Origin of the sequence: Pseudomonas sp. Ost2, from assembly GCF_018326065.1 — a bacterium.
Classification (GTDB): domain Bacteria; phylum Pseudomonadota; class Gammaproteobacteria; order Pseudomonadales; family Pseudomonadaceae; genus Aquipseudomonas; species Aquipseudomonas gingeri.
The window spans coordinates 3815359-3832874 of the sequence record NZ_AP021904.1 but is presented as its reverse complement, the minus strand read 5'-3'; the positions used below and the strand labels follow the sequence as shown (position 1 = coordinate 3832874).

Annotated in this window: 5 protein-coding genes; 4 read left to right on the top strand and 1 reads right to left on the bottom strand. The window is 63.7% G+C overall.

The window, feature by feature from the left end; all coding sequences use genetic code 11:
• Nucleotides 1–67: 67 nt before the first annotated feature.
• On the top strand, nucleotides 68–1006 hold the full coding sequence (locus KI243_RS16700; RefSeq protein ID WP_177082674.1) for an EamA family transporter: 939 nt from the start codon (nucleotides 68–70) through the stop codon (nucleotides 1004–1006).
• Nucleotides 1007–1217: 211 nt separating this feature from the next.
• Nucleotides 1218–2294, top strand: coding sequence for a 4-hydroxyphenylpyruvate dioxygenase (gene hppD, locus KI243_RS16695; RefSeq protein WP_212809387.1), 1077 nt, complete (start codon nucleotides 1218–1220; stop codon nucleotides 2292–2294).
• Between the two features lie 147 nt (nucleotides 2295–2441).
• Here hppD and KI243_RS16690 read toward each other — a convergent pair whose 3' ends face one another.
• Complete coding sequence (locus KI243_RS16690; protein WP_177131449.1) at nucleotides 2442–3083, bottom strand: DUF1345 domain-containing protein; 642 nt, start codon at nucleotides 3081–3083, stop codon at nucleotides 2442–2444.
• A gap of 366 nt (nucleotides 3084–3449) precedes the next feature.
• Between KI243_RS16690 and KI243_RS16685 the strand changes: the two genes are divergently transcribed.
• Together KI243_RS16685 and KI243_RS16680 are read left to right on the top strand one after the other, a co-directional pair.
• Complete coding sequence (locus KI243_RS16685) at nucleotides 3450–4583, top strand: substrate-binding domain-containing protein (RefSeq protein WP_177131447.1); 1134 nt, start codon at nucleotides 3450–3452, stop codon at nucleotides 4581–4583.
• Nucleotides 4584–4848: 265 nt separating this feature from the next.
• Nucleotides 4849–17325, top strand: a complete 12477-nt coding sequence (locus tag KI243_RS16680) for a filamentous haemagglutinin family protein (RefSeq protein WP_212809385.1) — start codon at nucleotides 4849–4851, stop codon at nucleotides 17323–17325.
• Nucleotides 17326–17516: the final 191 nt, after the last annotated feature.

Below are 17516 nucleotides of genomic sequence, written 5' to 3'. Positions count from 1 at the left end.
TGATCGAGGATAAATAAAATAATAGGCGCAGGTTAGCAACAGGTCGGGCCAACGCCCAGGAGAAAACATGCATACCCAGGCACCTGCCTTCAGCCCCAGTCATGATCTGTGGGTGTATTTCAAGCTCGCCGGGGTCTCGATGATCTGGGGCGGGACTTTTGTCGCCGGGCGTTTCCTTTCCGCCGATATCGCGCCGTTGCTGCTGGCGAGCCTGCGCTTCCTGCTGGCCAGCCTGATCCTGCTGGTGTTTATCGCGGTGGCCCGGATTCCGCTGGTGCTGCCCGACAGAAAGCAGTTCGCCCAACTGGCGGTGCTGGGCCTGTTCGGTATCTTTCTCTACAACCTGTGCTTCTTCTACGGCCTGCACTACATCAATGCCTCGCGGGCATCGCTGATCGTGGTGTTGAACCCGGCGGTGTTCGGGCTGGCCTCGTGGCTGTTCTTCAAGGAGCGCCTGGGGCCCCTGAAAATCCTCGGCATCCTGGTCTGCATGGGCGGAGCGGGGCTGGTGATCGTCAGCGGCAACCGCAACCTGTTCGAAGGCGCGAGCCAGGCCTGGATCGGCGACCTGCTGATCTTCGGTTGCGTGCTGTCCTGGGCGGTCTACTCGCTGTTTTCGCGCCACCTGACGCGGGCCCTCGGACCGCTGACCACCGTGACGTATTCGATCTGGCTCGGCACGGCGATGCTCTGGCTGGCGACCTGGCTGCGCGGGGAGGCGAGCCTTGACGTGATCGACGCCTTGACTGCGCCCCAACTGCTGAGCCTGGTCTACCTCGGCGGCCTGGGTTCGGCCCTGGCCTATATCTGGTATTACGACGGTATCCAGCGTATCGGCGCGACACGCGCCGGTGTATTCATCGGCCTCAATCCGCTGACTGCGGTGATCTGCGGCGCACTCTTGCTGGGGGAGCAGTTGACGTCGATCATGTGCCTGGGCGGTGTGCTGATCATGGCCGGTATCTACCTGTGCAACCGGCCGGCGCGGCTGTTGCCCAAACGGTAATGCAAAAGGGATACGGACAAAACGGTTTACGCCATGTAGAATCAATTTACGCCTATAAGAATAAAGTCTCATGAAGCTACTTGGGTTCCAACTGATCTACGGCGACTTTCTTGCCCGCAGCGTGCGGGGAATTTCCTGTGCGCCACCCGCCAGCGTCCGCATCGACAGCAACTAACCGACCGTTACTTGATTGATATGATGAGGCGCCACCATGGCAGATATCTTCGAAAACCCAATGGGCCTGATGGGCTTTGAATTCATCGAATTCGCATCGCCGACCCCGAACACCCTGGAGCCGATCTTCGAGATCATGGGCTTCACCAAGGTCGCGACCCACCGTTCCAAGAACGTGCACCTGTACCGTCAGGGCGCGATCAACCTGATCCTCAACAACGAACCCCACAGCGTGGCCTCGTACTTCGCAGCCGAGCACGGCCCGTCGGTCTGCGGCATGGCTTTCCGTGTGCAGAACGCCCAGAAAGCCTATGCCCGTGCCCTGGAGCTGGGTGCCCAGCCGATCCATATCGCCACCGGTCCGATGGAACTGAACCTGCCGGCGATCAAGGGTATCGGCGGCGCGCCGCTGTACCTGATCGACCGTTATGGCGAAGGCAGCTCGATCTATGACATCGACTTCGTCTACCTCGAGGGCGTCGACCGTCACCCACAGGGCGCGGGCCTGAAGATCATCGACCACCTGACCCACAACGTCTATCGCGGGCGCATGGCCTACTGGGCGAAGTTCTACGAGACGCTGTTCAACTTCCGCGAGATCCGCTACTTCGACATCAAGGGCGAATACACCGGCCTGACCTCCAAGGCCATGACCGCCCCGGACGGCATGATCCGTATCCCGCTGAACGAGGAATCGTCCAAGGGCGCCGGGCAGATCGAAGAGTTCCTGATGCAGTTCAACGGCGAGGGCATCCAGCACGTGGCGTTCCTCACCGACGACCTGGTCAAGACCTGGGACCAGTTGAAGAAGATCGGCATGCGCTTCATGACTGCGCCGCCCGACACCTACTACGAGATGCTCGAAGGCCGTCTGCCCAACCATGGCGAGCCGGTCGGGGAACTGCAATCGCGCGGCATCCTGCTCGACGGCTCCTCGCAAGAGGGCGACAAGCGACTGCTGCTGCAGATCTTCTCGGAAACCCTGATGGGCCCGGTGTTCTTCGAGTTCATCCAGCGCAAGGGCGACGATGGCTTCGGCGAAGGCAACTTCAAGGCGCTGTTCGAGTCCATCGAGCGTGACCAGGTCCGTCGTGGCGTGCTCGCGACCGAGTGACGTCCGACACGATCCCTGTGGGAGTCGGGCTTGCCCGCGAAGCTTTTAGCGCCTTCAAGGCCCTCTTCGCGGGCAAGCCCGCTCCCACACAAGCCAGGCCCACACACCCGCGCTTTCGCCGGGTCTTGCCGGGTCTTGCAAGCGTTTTCAGCCAAACAACCCCGCCGCGATATTGATCGAAAACCCCAGGATCGCCGTGTTGAACAGGAAACCGATCAGCGACTGCGCCAGCACCACCTTGCGCAACGCCTTGGTCGCGACCCCGACATCCGACGTCTGCACCGCCACGCTGATGGTGAACGAGAAGTACAGGAAGTCCCAGTAGTCCGGATGCTGCTCGCCATCGGCAAAGCGCAGCGGCGGGTCCTTCTCCTCGGACAGATAAAACTGCCGCGCATAGTGCACGCTGAAAATCACCCCGATCAGCAACCATGAACCCAGTACCGTCAATCCGGTAAAGGCGTAGCGCAGGGCCCTGGCATGGCTGTCCAGATCCTTGCTGCCGGCCAGCTCGAAAGTGATCGCCGCCAGGCTGGCAATCGCCGCGATGGACACCATCAACAGCACCAGGCCGGCATTTTCATCCTCGCGTTCGACAAAGCGCTGCACATCCTCGGGCCTGGCCATCACCGTCAACCACATCATCAGTGCCAGGTAAGCCCAGACGCCGGCATTCCAGCCGACCAGGATCTTGTTCAGCAGCGGACTGACCGGGGCGAGTACACCCACGGCGAGGCCGAGGAGGGCGGCGATGGTCAGGCGCGGATGGGTGCGGGCTAAATGGGGCATAAAGGCTCGTGTTCGAAAAATATTCATGCACCTTAGCATGTGGCCCCGGCAGAACTCGGGTTCCTCGTTCTGTCATATCCGCTCAAGGGCCGCCCGTGTCTTGCCGCCTGTAGCGACGGGCTCTTTGCCACTCCCGTAAAACCCCCGCCATTACGGGGTGAAAGTGCTGCGAACACCCGAGAATTTATTTGAAAATCAATGAGATTCACCCGAGGTTTTTTCCCTGATCTGTCACCGGAAATTGAGAACTTCTGTCCCATGGCCTCAGCCCACAAGTCGTCTGGAACCAAGGCGACGCATCGAGTGCCATGGCGTCACGAACGAGCAAACAACTCAACGTACGAACACGACGAAAGGAGATTCTTCATGTTTAAGCGCACTCTGATGGCCGCCTCCCTGGCTGTTGCTGCACTGGCTTCGGCCCAATCGATGGCCGCCGTAGTGGGTGGCGGCGCCACTCTGCCAGAAGGCCTGTACAACGACTCGGCATTCCGTCCTTCGACCTTCGACGTTTACGTCGGTGTGGGTAGCGGCGCGGGCAAGTCGGCCTTCCTGAAAAACGACGCCACTCAATTCGGCAAGGCCGCTGGCGTGCCAGTCAGCTACGCCGGTAGCGACTCGATCCTCAGCAGCGGTACTTCCACCGCCGAGCTCGAAACCTACAACACCGCTCACAACACCGCTGGTCTTCCTAACGCCGCCAACTGGGGTCCGCTGATCCAGATTCCATCGGTGGGCACTTCGGTCACCATCCCTTACAACAAGTCGGGTATCACCAACCTTGACCTGACCAGCGCCCAACTGTGCCAGGCTTTCTCCGGCCAGGCCGCTACCTGGGGTGCTCTGCTCGGCACTACCGACACCACGCCAATCGTCGTGGTCTACCGTTCCGGTAGCAGCGGTACTTCCGAAGTACTGTCGCGTCACCTGAACAGCCAGTGCCCAACCCTGTTCACCACCAGCAGCACCTTCACTACCGCTCAGACTGGCGCAGAACCAGCCAACTGGATCGCGGTAGCGACCAGCGGCGACATGGCGTCCACCGTAGCCGCCACTCCAGGCGCCATCGGTTATGTCGGTCCGGACAGCGTCGATGCCACCAACAATGCCGTGGTCGCCAAGGTCAACGGCCTGCTGCCAACCGTTGGCAACGTCACCACTGCCCTGAGCGCCATCGCTCCTCCTACCGGTACTGCCCGCAACAACCCTGCCAACTGGGCGCCTGTGTTGGCTAACCCGGCCACTGGCTACAGCCTGGTTGCCTACACCTTCCTGGATATCGGTCAGTGCTACCGTGATGCTGCGGTCACCACTTCGGTGCGTGATTTCATGACCAAGCACTACGGCGCGATCTCGAACAACGACTCGATCATCACCGCCCACAAGTTCATTCCATTGAGCGGTACCTGGAAATCCGCAATTCGCGGTGCCTTCCTGACTTCCAACAGCCTGGCAGTCGGCGACACCAGCGTCTGCAACGGCATCGGCCGTCCGCTGTAACCTTCGGGTTTCATCGGTTTTCACCCGGAACCGGCGGTAGCCCAAGGCTATCGCCGGTTCTTCCATCAGGGGTGTTTTCATTTCCGGACCGGAGCCTGTCAGTGCCGGTCAATCGATCTGGCCCCGCCATTCACGTTTTCGTGAACTTTCCATGACAAGCGTTCGGTCCCGCCCCTCGCCAACCGCCTTCTTCTTATTAGCCGTCCCTGCGTCCCGGGTGCCGGTGTTCAGCAATTTCCGTGCAACAGGAAAAGGAACAGTCGTGATGCGTCTCCTCAAAAACCAATCCGAAGCGTTTTCCGGCAACACGGGCACCGGTCCCTGGCACCTCAAGCCGCTGGCCCAGGCCATTGCGCTGCTGCTGGTCGCCGGTGGCGCCCAGGCGCAGCCGCTGGCATTCAGTTCGAATTGGTTCGCGGCCAAGGGCGCGGCCCAGGCCTCGGGCGCGGCGCGGCCCGGGGTGACGCCAGGCTCGCCACCGCCGCTGGCGCAACAGCAACGGGCCAACCAGGTCCTGCAACGCTCCCTGAGCAACCTCAACAACACCGTGGCGGCCATCGCCGCCCAGCAGGCGGCGCAGGCTGCCGGCCGCTCGGCCGCGCTGATCGCGCCGCAGACCATCCACAACGGCCTGGGCGGCAACGGCCTGAACTTCGTGATCGGGCCGGACGGCAAGCCGCTGTTCGTCAACGCCGAAGCACCGGTGCAGACCGATAGCAACGGCAAGACCAATGTGTCGATCAAGCAGACCGCCGACAAGGCAATCCTCAACTGGGAAACCTTCAACATCGGTCGCGATACCACCCTGGAATTCCAGCAGAACGCCGATTGGGCGGTGCTGAACAAGGTCAACAACGCCACTGCGCCGAGCCAGATCCAGGGCCAGATCAAGGGCGCCGGCACCGTGATGGTACTCAACCAGAATGGCGTCATCTTCAGTGGCAGCAGCCAGGTCAACGTGCGCAACCTGGTGGTGGCGGCCACCACCATGAAGGACGAGGATTTCCGCGACCATGGCCTGTACAACGGCACCCAGCCGGTATTCACCGGCGCCGCGGGCAAGGTCGAGGTGCAAAGCGGGGCTCGGATCGAAACCCATGCCCCGGCATCCTCCACGGCAGGTGGCGGCTATGTGTTGTTGCTGGGTTCGGAAGTCGAGAACGCCGGCACCATCAGCACGCAGAAGGGCCAGACACTGATGGCCGCCGGCGACAGCTTCGTGATCCGCAAGGGCTATTCCACCGACGGCAATCCCAACTCGACCACCCGTGGCAACGAGGTCAGCGTTATCCGCGACAACGCCAGCGCCGCCGGCAAGGTCACCAACAGCGGCATCGTCATGGCTGCCACCGGCGATATCACCCTGGCCGGTCACGAAGTCATGCAGAACGGCGTGCTGCTCGCCAGTACCTCGGTCGACACCCGTGGCACCCTGCACCTCAATGCCACCGGCAACGGCGCCAGCGTGGTCCTCGGTGAGGGCAGCACCAGCGCGATCCTGATCGATAACAGCAGCGCCCTGAACAGCCAGCTCTCCGGACAGACCGGACCGATCACCAACGCTACCGACAACATCGTCGGCGCCGGCAACGACCGTCGGGCACTGTCACGGGTCGAGGTCAACAGCGACGGTACCGTCGATTTTCGCAATGGCTCCATCACCCTCGCCACCGGCGGCCAGGTGATGGTCAATGCCGGCCAGCGCAGCCTCGTGCGCGACGGCGCGACCATCGATGTGTCGGGGGCTGTCGGCGTGCAGGTGGCGATGGAAGCCAACAGCATCAAGGTCAATATCCAGGGTAACGAACAGCGTGATGCCGCGGTCAACCGTGATGGTGGCAAGCTCAACAGCACGGATGTCTGGGTCGATGTCCGCGACCTGGTGTTTGTCCCGGCGGGCACCAACGGCTACCCCGCCGACCGCTGGTACACCGCCGGTGGCCTGCTGGAAGTCAGTGGTTACCTCGGCACCCAGGCCCACAGCATCGGCGAGTGGATGGCCCAGGGTGGCGTGGTCAACTTCACCGGCAACGATGTGGTGACCCAGGCCGGCTCGCAGATCAACGTGTCGGGTGGCACCCTGGATGTGCAGGGCGGAATGATCAAGCAAAGCTGGCTCAAGGGCGCCAACGGTCGCCTGTACGAAATCTCCAGCGCCCCCGGCGATATCCTCTACACCGGCATCTACAAGGGGTATGAGTCCACCAGTACCCGCTGGGGCCAGACCGAATACTTCTACAACCCGTTGCTGGCACCTCGCGAGCGTTATGAAAGCGGCTATGTCGTCGGTCGCGATGCCGGCAGCCTGGTGATCGGCACCCGCAATGCGGTGCTCGAGGGCAATGTCGTCGGCGACACCTTCCAGGGCGATCGCCAGACCCGCGCGCCCCAGGCCGGCCTGGATGGCTACAACCAGTCGCAAAAGGCCGCGGCACGCGGCGCGCAGCTGGTCGTCGGCAACTACGTGCCGTATTACGTCAAGTCCAGCGGACTGCTGCAATACGCATTGGGCGCCGATGCCAACACCCTGAAGAATGTGGTGCTGAACCAGAGCAGCGAGCAGATCGCCGCCGGACTGGACCTGAACACCGCCTTGCCCACGGATCGCCAGGGCACGCTGATGCTCAATACCGACCGCCTCAATGGCTTCAACCTGGGCGCCCTGAAGGTCGCGGCCACCGGCAATATCACCGTCGACAGCGCGGTGCAGGTCGGCAATGGCGGGAATATCACCCTGTTCGGTCCTCAGGTCGACGTGAACGCCAACCTCACCGCACGCGCGGGAACCATTCAGGTCGGCAACGTGCTGCAGCAGTTCGGCAGCAACGGGCTGGCTGACAGCACGCTCGGCGGCGCGGGCCGGGTAACGGTAGGGCAGGGAGTGAAACTCGATGCCCGTGGCCTGTGGACCAACCAGATGCTGGAGACCGGCAATAACAGCGGCCTGGCCTATCTGAACGGCGGCACCATCTCGCTGCGTAGCAGCGGTGACCTGACCCTCGGCACTGACAGCGTGGTCGATGTCTCTTCAGGTGGCGCCCTGTTGTTCAAGAACCGGCAGCAGGGCGGCAAGGGCGGTGACGTGACCTTGGCGGCCAATGCCAATGTCTCCACCGGCACCGGCAAGCTGACCCTGGGCGGCGAGATTCGCGGCCAGGGTGTGAACGGTGGCGGGACCCTGTCGATGCAGGCCGGCAAGGTCCTGATCAGTGACTCGGCGACCGGCGCCCCCGCCGATACCCTGCTGCTCAATGGCGGGTTCTTCAACAAGGGCTTCTCCGCCTATGACATCAAGGGTAACCAGGGCTTGATCGTTGCCGATGGCACCCAGGTCGATGTCAGCATGCCGGTGTACCGTTTTGGCGAGCAGGCGCTGGTGACGCCTGGCGGCGGGGATCCGTCCGCGGCGCTGGAAACCTGGACGCCGCCGGTCTATCAGGAAGATGCGATCAAGGGTGTGCTGACCCAGCGCAAGGGGGCCAGCCTGAGCCTGCAAGCCGGTACGTTCCAATCCACCGCGGCGGATATGGCCACGGTCGAGGCCGTGATCGGCAAGGGCGCGGTAATCAATGTCGATCCCGGCCAATCCATTGCCGTGCGCAGCATCGGCCAGTTGACGGTGGACGGCCGGCTCAATGCCTGGGGCGGGAACATCACCCTGGGGCAGGTGGCGCAATCCGGCACGACGACGGAAGTCCCCAATGCCGCCGGCCATGGTCGCTCGATCTGGATCGGCGAACAGGCCGTGCTGGATGTGGCGGCCCGCGCAGTCACCGCCGTCGACGTGAGGGGCAACCGCTACGGGCAGGTACGTCGTGGCGGCAGTATCGTGATCGGAGGTGAAATCGATCATGCAACGGGCCAGGCCAGTGCCGCCGATCTGTTCGTGGTTATCCGCGAAGGCGCGACCCTCGATGCCTCGGGGGCACAGGCCACGCTGGATATTCCGGGGCAGGGCGCCATTCAGGTCGCCAGCGATGGCGGCAGCATCTCCATCGCTTCGCGTAACGGTGTCTATCTGGACGGTGACATGTTTGCCCGGGCAGGGGGTGTAGGGGCCGCGGGCGGCAGTCTCGCCGTGGCGCTGGAGTCGAACAGTTACCTGTTGCCAGCGGCGGATCGGGTCCTGCAATTACGTGAACTGATCATCAGCCAGCATCGCGATGCCAGCCTGTTGCCGCTCGGCAGCGATGCGGGCTCGGTCGCCGACAGCCTGGCGTACGGTCATGGCCGGCTGGCGGCCGATCAGGTCCGCGATGGCGGTTTTGGCAACCTGGCCTTGCTCAGCAACGGCGTGCTTAGCTTTGACGGTGATGTGAACCTGGCCTTGAACCAGAGCCTGTCGCTGTATTCCGGCGCCCTGGGCCTGGCCGAATCCTCGGCGGCGAATGCGCGGATCCAGCTGTCCGCGGCCTATGTCCGCCTGGCCGGGTTGGCGCCCATGGGCAAAGATTTCCATACCTCGCCAACCTTGCGTACTGGTACTTCCACGCAAGCCACCCAGGGCGTATTCGAGGTACAAAGCCAACTGCTGGATGTCCGCGATCAGGTTCGCTTCGGCGCCCGGGGCACCATTGCTCAACAGGCAGGCAGCCTGACCCTGGACCGCCGTGGCTTCGAGCAGGTGAACCTGCGCAGCGAAGGCGATATGCGCTTGCTCGCCAGCACCGGCACCATCCCGACGACCTCCCTGATCACCCCCGCGGCGCTCGGTCTGATCGCTGCGCAGATTTACCCGGATACCAATGCCCAGGCGCTGATTTCCGCCAGGCGCGTGGATATCGGGCGTACCACGGCGACCACGCCACGCGTACCTTATTCGGCATTCGGCCGCTTGAACGTCGAGGCGGACCTGATCAACCAGGGCGGTGTCCTGCGGGCGCCACTGGGGTCGCTGATTCTCGGCCGCAGCGACGCCGGTCCGGGTAATCCTGCCGCCACGGCTGAGGTCAACCTGTTGTCCGGCAGCCTGACCTCGGTCAGCGGCAAGGGCCTGATCATGCCCTATGGCGGTACGGTCGACGGTATCACCTACCTGTACAACGGTGTGCCCCTGGACAAGTCGCTGTTGAGCAATGAAGACGGCAAGGTCCCGCGCGGTATCGAAATGCGCGGCCAATCGGTGGCGGTGGACGAGGGCGCGGTGGTCGATGTCTCCGGCGGCGGCGACCTCACCGGTGCCGGCTTTATCTCCGGGCGCGGCGGTTCCACCGATGCGCGTTTCAACCCGCTGGTGCAGTTCAATGCCGATGGCAGTTTCACCTTGCCGGGCCTATCGACCAATCCGATCTATGCAATTATCCCCGGAGTCCAGGCCGGCTATGCCCCTGGCGGCTCATCGGACCCGGTAGTGGGCCGGCAGATCACCATTGGCGCTGGCGTGCCCGGCCTGCCGGCGGGTATCTACACCTTGCTGCCGTCGTCCTATGCGCTGTTGCCGGGAGCATTCCGGGTCGAGATCAATGGCCTCTCCGGGCAGGGCGGTGCCTTGGGCGCGCAGGCCATGCGCAATGGCTCCTGGTCGACCTCCGGGTCGCTGTCCATCGCCGGCACCGGCATTCGCGACAGCCTCTCCAGCCAGGTGATCGTGACTTCCGCCGATGTGCTGCGACGCTATTCCCAGTACAACGAAACCAGCCTCAGCAGTTTTATCCTGGCCGATGCCGCCAAGCTTGGCGTGCCACCGATTCTGATGGCCCGCGACGCCAAGGCCTTCGACCTCAAGTTGGACCTCAATACTACCGGGCGTCCCAGCTTCAGTTTCTCCGGCCAGTTGCTGGCCGAGCGGGGCGCCGGAGGCAATGGCAGCACGACTGCGATCACGACAACCCAGGGTGGAATCGAGGTGGTGGCCAAAGGCACGGCTGCAACACCGGGGTTCGTTGGCGTTACGCTGGAAGATGCCGACCTGAATGCCATTGGCTCCAAAAGCCTGGCACTGGGCGGGGCGGCGACGGCTGTGTATGGACAGGGTGGCAACTACCTGACCTTCAAGAACGGCAGTAACGTGACTTTACGCAGCGGTGCGGGGCTGGTCGGGCCTGAAGTTTTCCTGCTGGGTAATGTCCTGGTAGAACAGGGAGCCAGCATCAGCACCCTGGGCCAAGGGGCGGCTGCCCGTCAGGGCGCGGGCTACATCTATGCGCCCGGGACCGTCAGCGTGTTGGCCGTATCGAATGATCGTCTGAATGTGCTCGCTCCTGAAGCCGGGGGCAGTGGCAGTATTCGTGTCGTCGGCTGCGACACCACGTGCACCGGCACTACCAGCCTGTATTCCGAAGGCACCATCGTCATGGCGACCAACAACACCTTCGCCCTGGACGAGTCCGTGCGCTACGGAACCCGCCACCTGACCCTGGCGGTGGGCGCGATCAATGCCGGCAGTGCCCAGTCACTGGCCGACATGGCCGCCAACAACGCCTTGCCCAGCGGCCTGACGCTTAACCAGAGCGTGCTCGACCGCCTGTTGCGTGGAGATACCAGCACCGGCGCCCCGGCCCTGGAAACCCTGGAACTGAGTGCCCGCGATGCCTTCAACTTCTACGGCGACGTGGTCCTCGACACCTACGACAGTGTGACCGGCCAATCGCGGCTCAAGGAGCTGGTGCTGACCACGCCGGCCATCTATGGCGCCGGCACCAGTGCCAACAACGCGACCATCCGCACCGCCGACCTGATCTGGAACGGTGCCCAGGGCAAGCCCGGCACGGTGGTCAACGGCGGCGCGGGGACCGGCAGCGGCAATCTGAATATCCAGGCCGAACGCATCGAGTTCGGCTATGGGCCCAACACCCAGCCCGGCACGCTGCCGTCCTACGATCGCCTGGCCCTGGGCTTCGCCAATGTCAACCTGAGTGCCAGCGACCGCATCACCGCCAACCACAAGGGCAGCCTGGCGGTGTACCAGAGCCAGGGCGCCTATGTGGAGGGCAAGGGCTACAGCTACAGCGGCGGCAACCTGAATATGCTGACGCCGCTGCTGACCGGCGAGGCTGGCTCGGTCAACAAGATCACCGCCGGCGGAGCGATCCGGATGTCGGCGCCGGCGGGCTCGACTCCTGGCGATGCCACCCTGGGCTCGGGGACCCTTGGCGCCGAGCTGGCGTTGTCGGGCAAGAGCATCGTGCTCGACACCCGGATCGCCTTGCCCAGCGGCAAGCTGACCCTCGACGCCGAGGGCGACCTGACCCTCACTGACGCGGCGCGGATCGATATGTCCGGGCGCAAGGTCAGCCTCAACGATGTCGACAAGTACAGCTGGGGGGGTGACGCGACCCTGCAAAGCCGTACCGGCAGCATCCGCCAGGCCGCGGGTTCGGTGATCGACCTGCGGGCCGTCAACAACCAGGCCGGCACGCTCAAGGTCGTGGCACTGGATCCTTCGGCCGGCCTGGTGGACCTGCAGGGGCAGATCCTCGGCAGCAGCAGCGGCTACTACGACGCTGGCGGCACCCTGGTGCCTTACAAGTCCGGTGGCGTGGATATCCGCGCCCAGCGCCTGGGCCTCACCGGCACCCTGGACAGCCAGTTCGCCGCCCTCAACCAGCGTCTCAACGACGGCCAGGTGTTCGGCTCGCGCAGCTTCCAGCTCAAGCAGGGCGACCTGAATATCGGCAGCGATATCAAGGCAGGAGATGTCAACGTCTCCGTCGATAACGGCCGCCTCACCGTCAGCGGTACCATCGACGCCAGCGGCGAGCGGGTGGGCAGCATCCGCCTGGCCGGCAAGAATGGCCTGACCCTGGATGGCAACGCGGTGCTCGACGCCCATGGCAGCGTGCTGCGGGTTGACAGTTACGGCAAGATCATCGATTCGCCCAACCGCGCCATTGTCGAGCTGAGCTCCGGCGACGGCACCCTGACCCTCGCCAGTGGGGCGCGCATCGACCTGCGTCACGGCACCGCGGCCAAGCCGGGACAGGGCGATGGCCAGGCCCGTGGCACCCTGGAACTCAATGCGCCGCGTATCGGCAGCGATGGCCGACCGACCTCGGCCGATGGCAGTCAGGGCCAGGATGCGGCGACCCATGGCGATATCGCCATCGACGCCCGCACCGGGCTGATCATCCAGGGCGCCAAGTCCATCGCCCTCAATGCGGTTCAGCGCTACACCGATGCGAAGGATGGCGTCGATCCGGCGGTCAGCGGTCGTCCTTATCAATACATCGATCAGGACTACCTGGACCAGAAAGACAAGGAGAGCGCCAAGTTCATCGAAAACGCTCTGGCCAACAACACTTTGCTCAACGACAAACTGGCGGGCCTGCACAACGCGACCTATGACGACGTCTTCCACCTGCGTCCGGGTGTCGAGGTCGTCGCCAAGGGCGACCTGGTGGTCCAGGGCGACCTCGACCTGTCCGGCTACCGCTACGCCAGCCTGCGCGCCGGTGAAGCAGGAGCACTGGTCATGCGGGCCGGTGGCGACCTGGATATCTACGGCAGCATCAACGACGGCTTTGCCCCACCGCCGAAAACCCAGGACGACACTGGCTGGCTGTTGACCGAAGGCAAGCAGATGTTCGGCGGCGATGTGGTCCTGCCCAAGGGCGGTATCGTGTTGCAGCAGGACACGGCATTCCCGGCGGGCAAGGTGCTCAACTACGATCTGCCGATCCAGGCGCTGACCGTGGCGGCGGGCACCGTGCTGCCGGCCACCGGCACCCTGGGGGCCGATATCAGCCTGCCGGCTGGCACGGTGCTGTCGGGGGCGATCTACAACGCCAACGGCACGCTGGCTTATGCGGCGGGTACGCTGCTCGATCAGCCGCTGGTGGTTGTCGCGGGCATGAAACTGGGGGCGGGCACCCGGCTGGCCGGCAATACCGCGCTCGGCGCCATGACCTGGCCGGCCGGCGTGCCGTTGCCAAGTCGGCCGCAGGCTTCGATCAACGACAGCAACCCCAATGTCGTCATGCTGGCGGGCTCGATCACCTTGCTCAAGGGCTCGGTGATTCCGTCCATGACCGATCTCAAGCTGGGTGGGAAGTCGATTGACCTGCGTGACGGCGCCCAGGGCAGCAACTGGGCGGTGGCGCAGATGTTGCCGGAAGGTTCGCAGTCCTGGTCGATTCGTCTGGTGGCGGGTGCCGATACCGCAGCGGCGGATACACGATTGACCGATCCGTATGCCGAGCACGGGACTATCCGGCTGGCCGACACCCACTATGGCATGACCGCCGTTCCTGCCGCAGGCGCATTGGTCTGGACCAAGGAAGGCTCGCTGGATATCTACGGTGACGAGAGCATGGTCGGCAAGCCGATCGATTTTGATCTCATCGGTTGGCCGACCATGTGTCAGGACTCGCCGAGTTTTTGTGCCGTCCCCCCGCCTGTCTATCTCTGGACCAGGGAAGGTTCGCTGGATATCTATGGCGACGAAAGCATGGTGGGCCAACCGATCGATTTCGCGCTCATTGGTTGGCCAACCATGTGCGAGGACTCACCGGGCTTCTGTAAGGCGCAGGCATCCGACTATACCCTTGAGCCGAGCAAGGCGAACTTCAGTGTCCTGCGCACTGGCACCGGGGATCTGGAGTTGCTGAGCGCGGGCAACCTGAATATGAACTCTCTGTATGGTGTCTACACGGCGGGCTCATCGACGCCTGTCAGTGCCGAGTTCAATCGACCCAGGGGACGCAATGGCACTCTTCTACCCGACCAGTTGGGCGGTTACGAGTCACTGGTCGACGGCGGTACGGGCAGTCTCTATCGGGCCTGGTATCCAGACCACGGCGGCAATCTGCTGCTGAGTGTGGGGGGGAATCTGACAGGTGATGCCCTGGCCATGCGGGAGAAACAAAGCGGTGATCCCGCACAATTACCGAGCGCGGCGCTGGGTAACTGGCTCTGGCGCCAGGGCAGTGGCACTCCCCTGGCCGGGGGGGACAATATCCCGACGGCCTGGTGGATCAACTTCGGTACCTACACCAGTCTCAACTCGGGCAGTGCGCTGACCGGCTTTACCGGCTTCGGCACGCTCGGCGGTGGTAATGTCGATGTTCGTGTAGGAGGGGACGCCGGCACCCTGGTGCAAATGGGTGACTCCGTTTCCGGTAACCAGAGTGCCGCGCTTCGCAGCCAGGGGTTGATACTGGCCGTTGGGAGTACGGGGCGTGTGGGTGCCGATGGCCAGCTTATGCTGACCGGAGGCGGGGATTTGAATCTCCAGGTCGGTGGTGGTGTGAACCCGACCCTGGCCGCCCGGAACCCGCTGGACAAGAACGGCAATCCCCTGGCGCCGATCCATGACTTGCAGGGGGCCTTGATCAACCTGCGTGGCAACCTTCAGGTACAAGCCGGTGCGCTGGGTGGAATTGATCTGCACTATGGGGCTGTGTCTGTCGATCACGACAAGACCGACACCCGCTCCTTTGATCCTTACACGGCCTCTCTGGCCAGTTCCACCGGCGGTCTGGTGCTGATTCCCGGCGACGCCACGATCAGTCTTTCGACGCGTGGCGATCTGGTCGTGGGCGGCGCCACTGATCCGGGCCGAGTATCACTGCCAAACAGTGTTGCGCTCGACCTGAATCCCGCTGCTGCTACCCCCAATCCATTTTCGGGCATGGGCTACAGCTGGTTCTCGCTCTGGACCGATCACACGGCCATTGACCTGTTCTCGGCAGGTGGCAACCTCACGCCCAGTACCCAACTGGGGGAGATCAAGACCTCCGGCACGGCTGCGCTTGAAGGACGCAACAGCTCAGCCACCGACGGTCGCTTTGTCTATCCCTCGATCCTGCGTGCGGTGGCAGCCAACGGTAGTTTCTACTACGGCCCGTCGGCGCTCTACAGCGCGAGCAACCTGGCGAACGCCAACAATTACTCACTGCTGCTGGCACCATCGGCCAATGGGCAGCTCGAATTCCTCGCGGCTGATTCGTTGTACGGTGGCGGATATGCGATCAACCAGTCCGGTGCGGCAGCCAGCGCCATCGCCACGCCGTTCAAGCCGGCTTTCATTGCTTATGACGCCGGCGGCAACAAGGTGATCGATAATCAGGGCGGCACCGCTATTGTCGCAGATCCCTTGGCCGTGGGTGGGCGCTACCCGTTGTTCGCCTTCGGCGCGGATACCGCCTCGACCCGCAGCAATGTCCTGCCTGCACGGTTCTATGCCCGGGACGGCGATATCGTCGGCTTGCGCACCGGTGAAATCCTTTCCTTCGCCAATGGCAGCACCTGGTACGAAAGCGCGGGTCCGGTACGGATCATGGCCGGGCGCGATATCGTCAGCAGCGGGAAGGCTGCTGGCGGTTCGAGCATACCGACCGATCAGGGACTGGCGGCCGGGGAGACCAGCGGCAACCTGTTCGCCCACAACGACCCGACCGATATCTCCGTGATCCAGGCGGGTCGCGACCTGCTGTACAGCGCATTCAACGTCGCCGGCCCCGGCACCCTGGAGGTCACTGCCGGGCGCAATATCCTGATGGAGGACAAGGTCAGCATCACCAGCCTGGGCGCCGTGGTACCCGGCGATTCACGACCCGGGGCGGACATCGTGCTGCAGGCCGGTGCGGGCAGCAACGGGGCGGACTATGCGCGTTTCATCGCGGCCTACCTGGATCCGGCCAACCTCGCTCAGCCGGGCGAATCCTTGTCCGGTCAGGGAGCCAAGGTGGCCAAGACCTATGAAGCGCAACTGGTTGCCTGGCTGGCCGGGCGCTATGGCTTCAGCGGCGATGTCGCACAGGCACGGGCCTACTACGCGGCCCTGGCGCCGGAGCAGCAACGGGTCTTTGCCCGCGAGGTGTATTTCGCTGAGCTCAAGGCCGGCGGCCGCGAATACAACCAGGTCGGCGGGCCGCGTGAGGGCAGTTACCTGCGCGGCCGCGAAGCGATTGCCGCGCTGTTCCCGGAAACCGATGTGGCAGGCAACCCGATTGGTTACCAGGGCGATATCACGCTGTTCGGTGGCTCCGGAGTACACACCAACTTCGGTGGTTCGATCCAGATGCTGACGCCGGGCGGAAAGCAGGTGTTCGGTATCGAGGGGGCCGCGCCACCGTCCACGGCGGGGGTCATCACCCAGGGTTCGGGGGATATCCAGCTGTATTCCCAGGGCAGCATCCTGCTCGGCCAGAGCCGGATCATGACCACCTTCGGCGGTTCGATCATGGGCTGGTCGGCGCAGGGCGATATCAACGCCGGACGCGGCTCCAAGACCACCGTGGTGTACACGCCGCCCAAGCGCGTCTATGACGACTGGGGCAATGTCAGCCTGTCCCCGGCGGTGCCGAGTACCGGTGCCGGTATCGCCACCCTGAACCCGATTCCTGAAGTGAAGCCAGGCGATATCGACCTGATCGCACCGCTGGGCACCATCGATGCGGGCGAGGCGGGGATCCGGGTTTCGGGCAACGTCAACATCGCCGCCCTGCATGTGGTGAACGCGGCGAACATCCAGGTCCAGGGTAAATCCTCGGGCGTGCCGGTGGTGGCGTCGGTCAATACCGGGGCGATCACCTCGGCCAGCGCGGCGGCAAGCTCGGCGACCCAGGCGGCGGACGACGTGGCGCGGCAGCAGCAGGCCAATGCCCGGCAGAACCAGCCTTCGGTATTCACCGTGCAGGTATTGAGCTTCGGCCAGGAACGCCTGGAACCTTCACGCGACGGTGCCAGCCGCTCGCCGGCCTACAACCCCGACAGCCCCGTGCAAGTGCTGGGCGCCGGTCCCCTGGACGAGCAGGCGCGCCAGCGTCTGACCGCAGAGGAGCGGGGCAACCTGACCTTGTAATCACCCGGTGTTTCACCCCAGGGGCGGCCGTGATGGCCGCCCTTTTTTTTGCCCGGCAGCCCGTCGTGGAATGAAGCTTTTATGACAAAAGTTCGGTAGCACAAGGCCAGCCCCGTCATGGATATGTGAAGTGTGCAAGGTGCCGCAAGGCAACGATTCCTGAGGATGACGGGAAGGCGGGGAGATCGAGG

Bases quoted from the DNA above. Each gene is read 5' to 3' on its own strand.
- KI243_RS16700 (WP_177082674.1), top strand. From the start codon at position 68: ATGCATACCCAGGCACCTGCCTTCAGCCCCAGTCATGATCTGTGGGTG.
- hppD (WP_212809387.1), top strand. From the start codon at position 1,218: ATGGCAGATATCTTCGAAAACCCAATGGGCCTGATGGGCTTTGAATTC.
- KI243_RS16690 (WP_177131449.1), bottom strand. From the start codon at position 3,083: ATGCCCCATTTAGCCCGCACCCATCCGCGCCTGACCATCGCCGCCCTC.
- KI243_RS16685 (WP_177131447.1), top strand. From the start codon at position 3,450: ATGTTTAAGCGCACTCTGATGGCCGCCTCCCTGGCTGTTGCTGCACTG.
- KI243_RS16680 (WP_212809385.1), top strand. From the start codon at position 4,849: ATGCGTCTCCTCAAAAACCAATCCGAAGCGTTTTCCGGCAACACGGGC.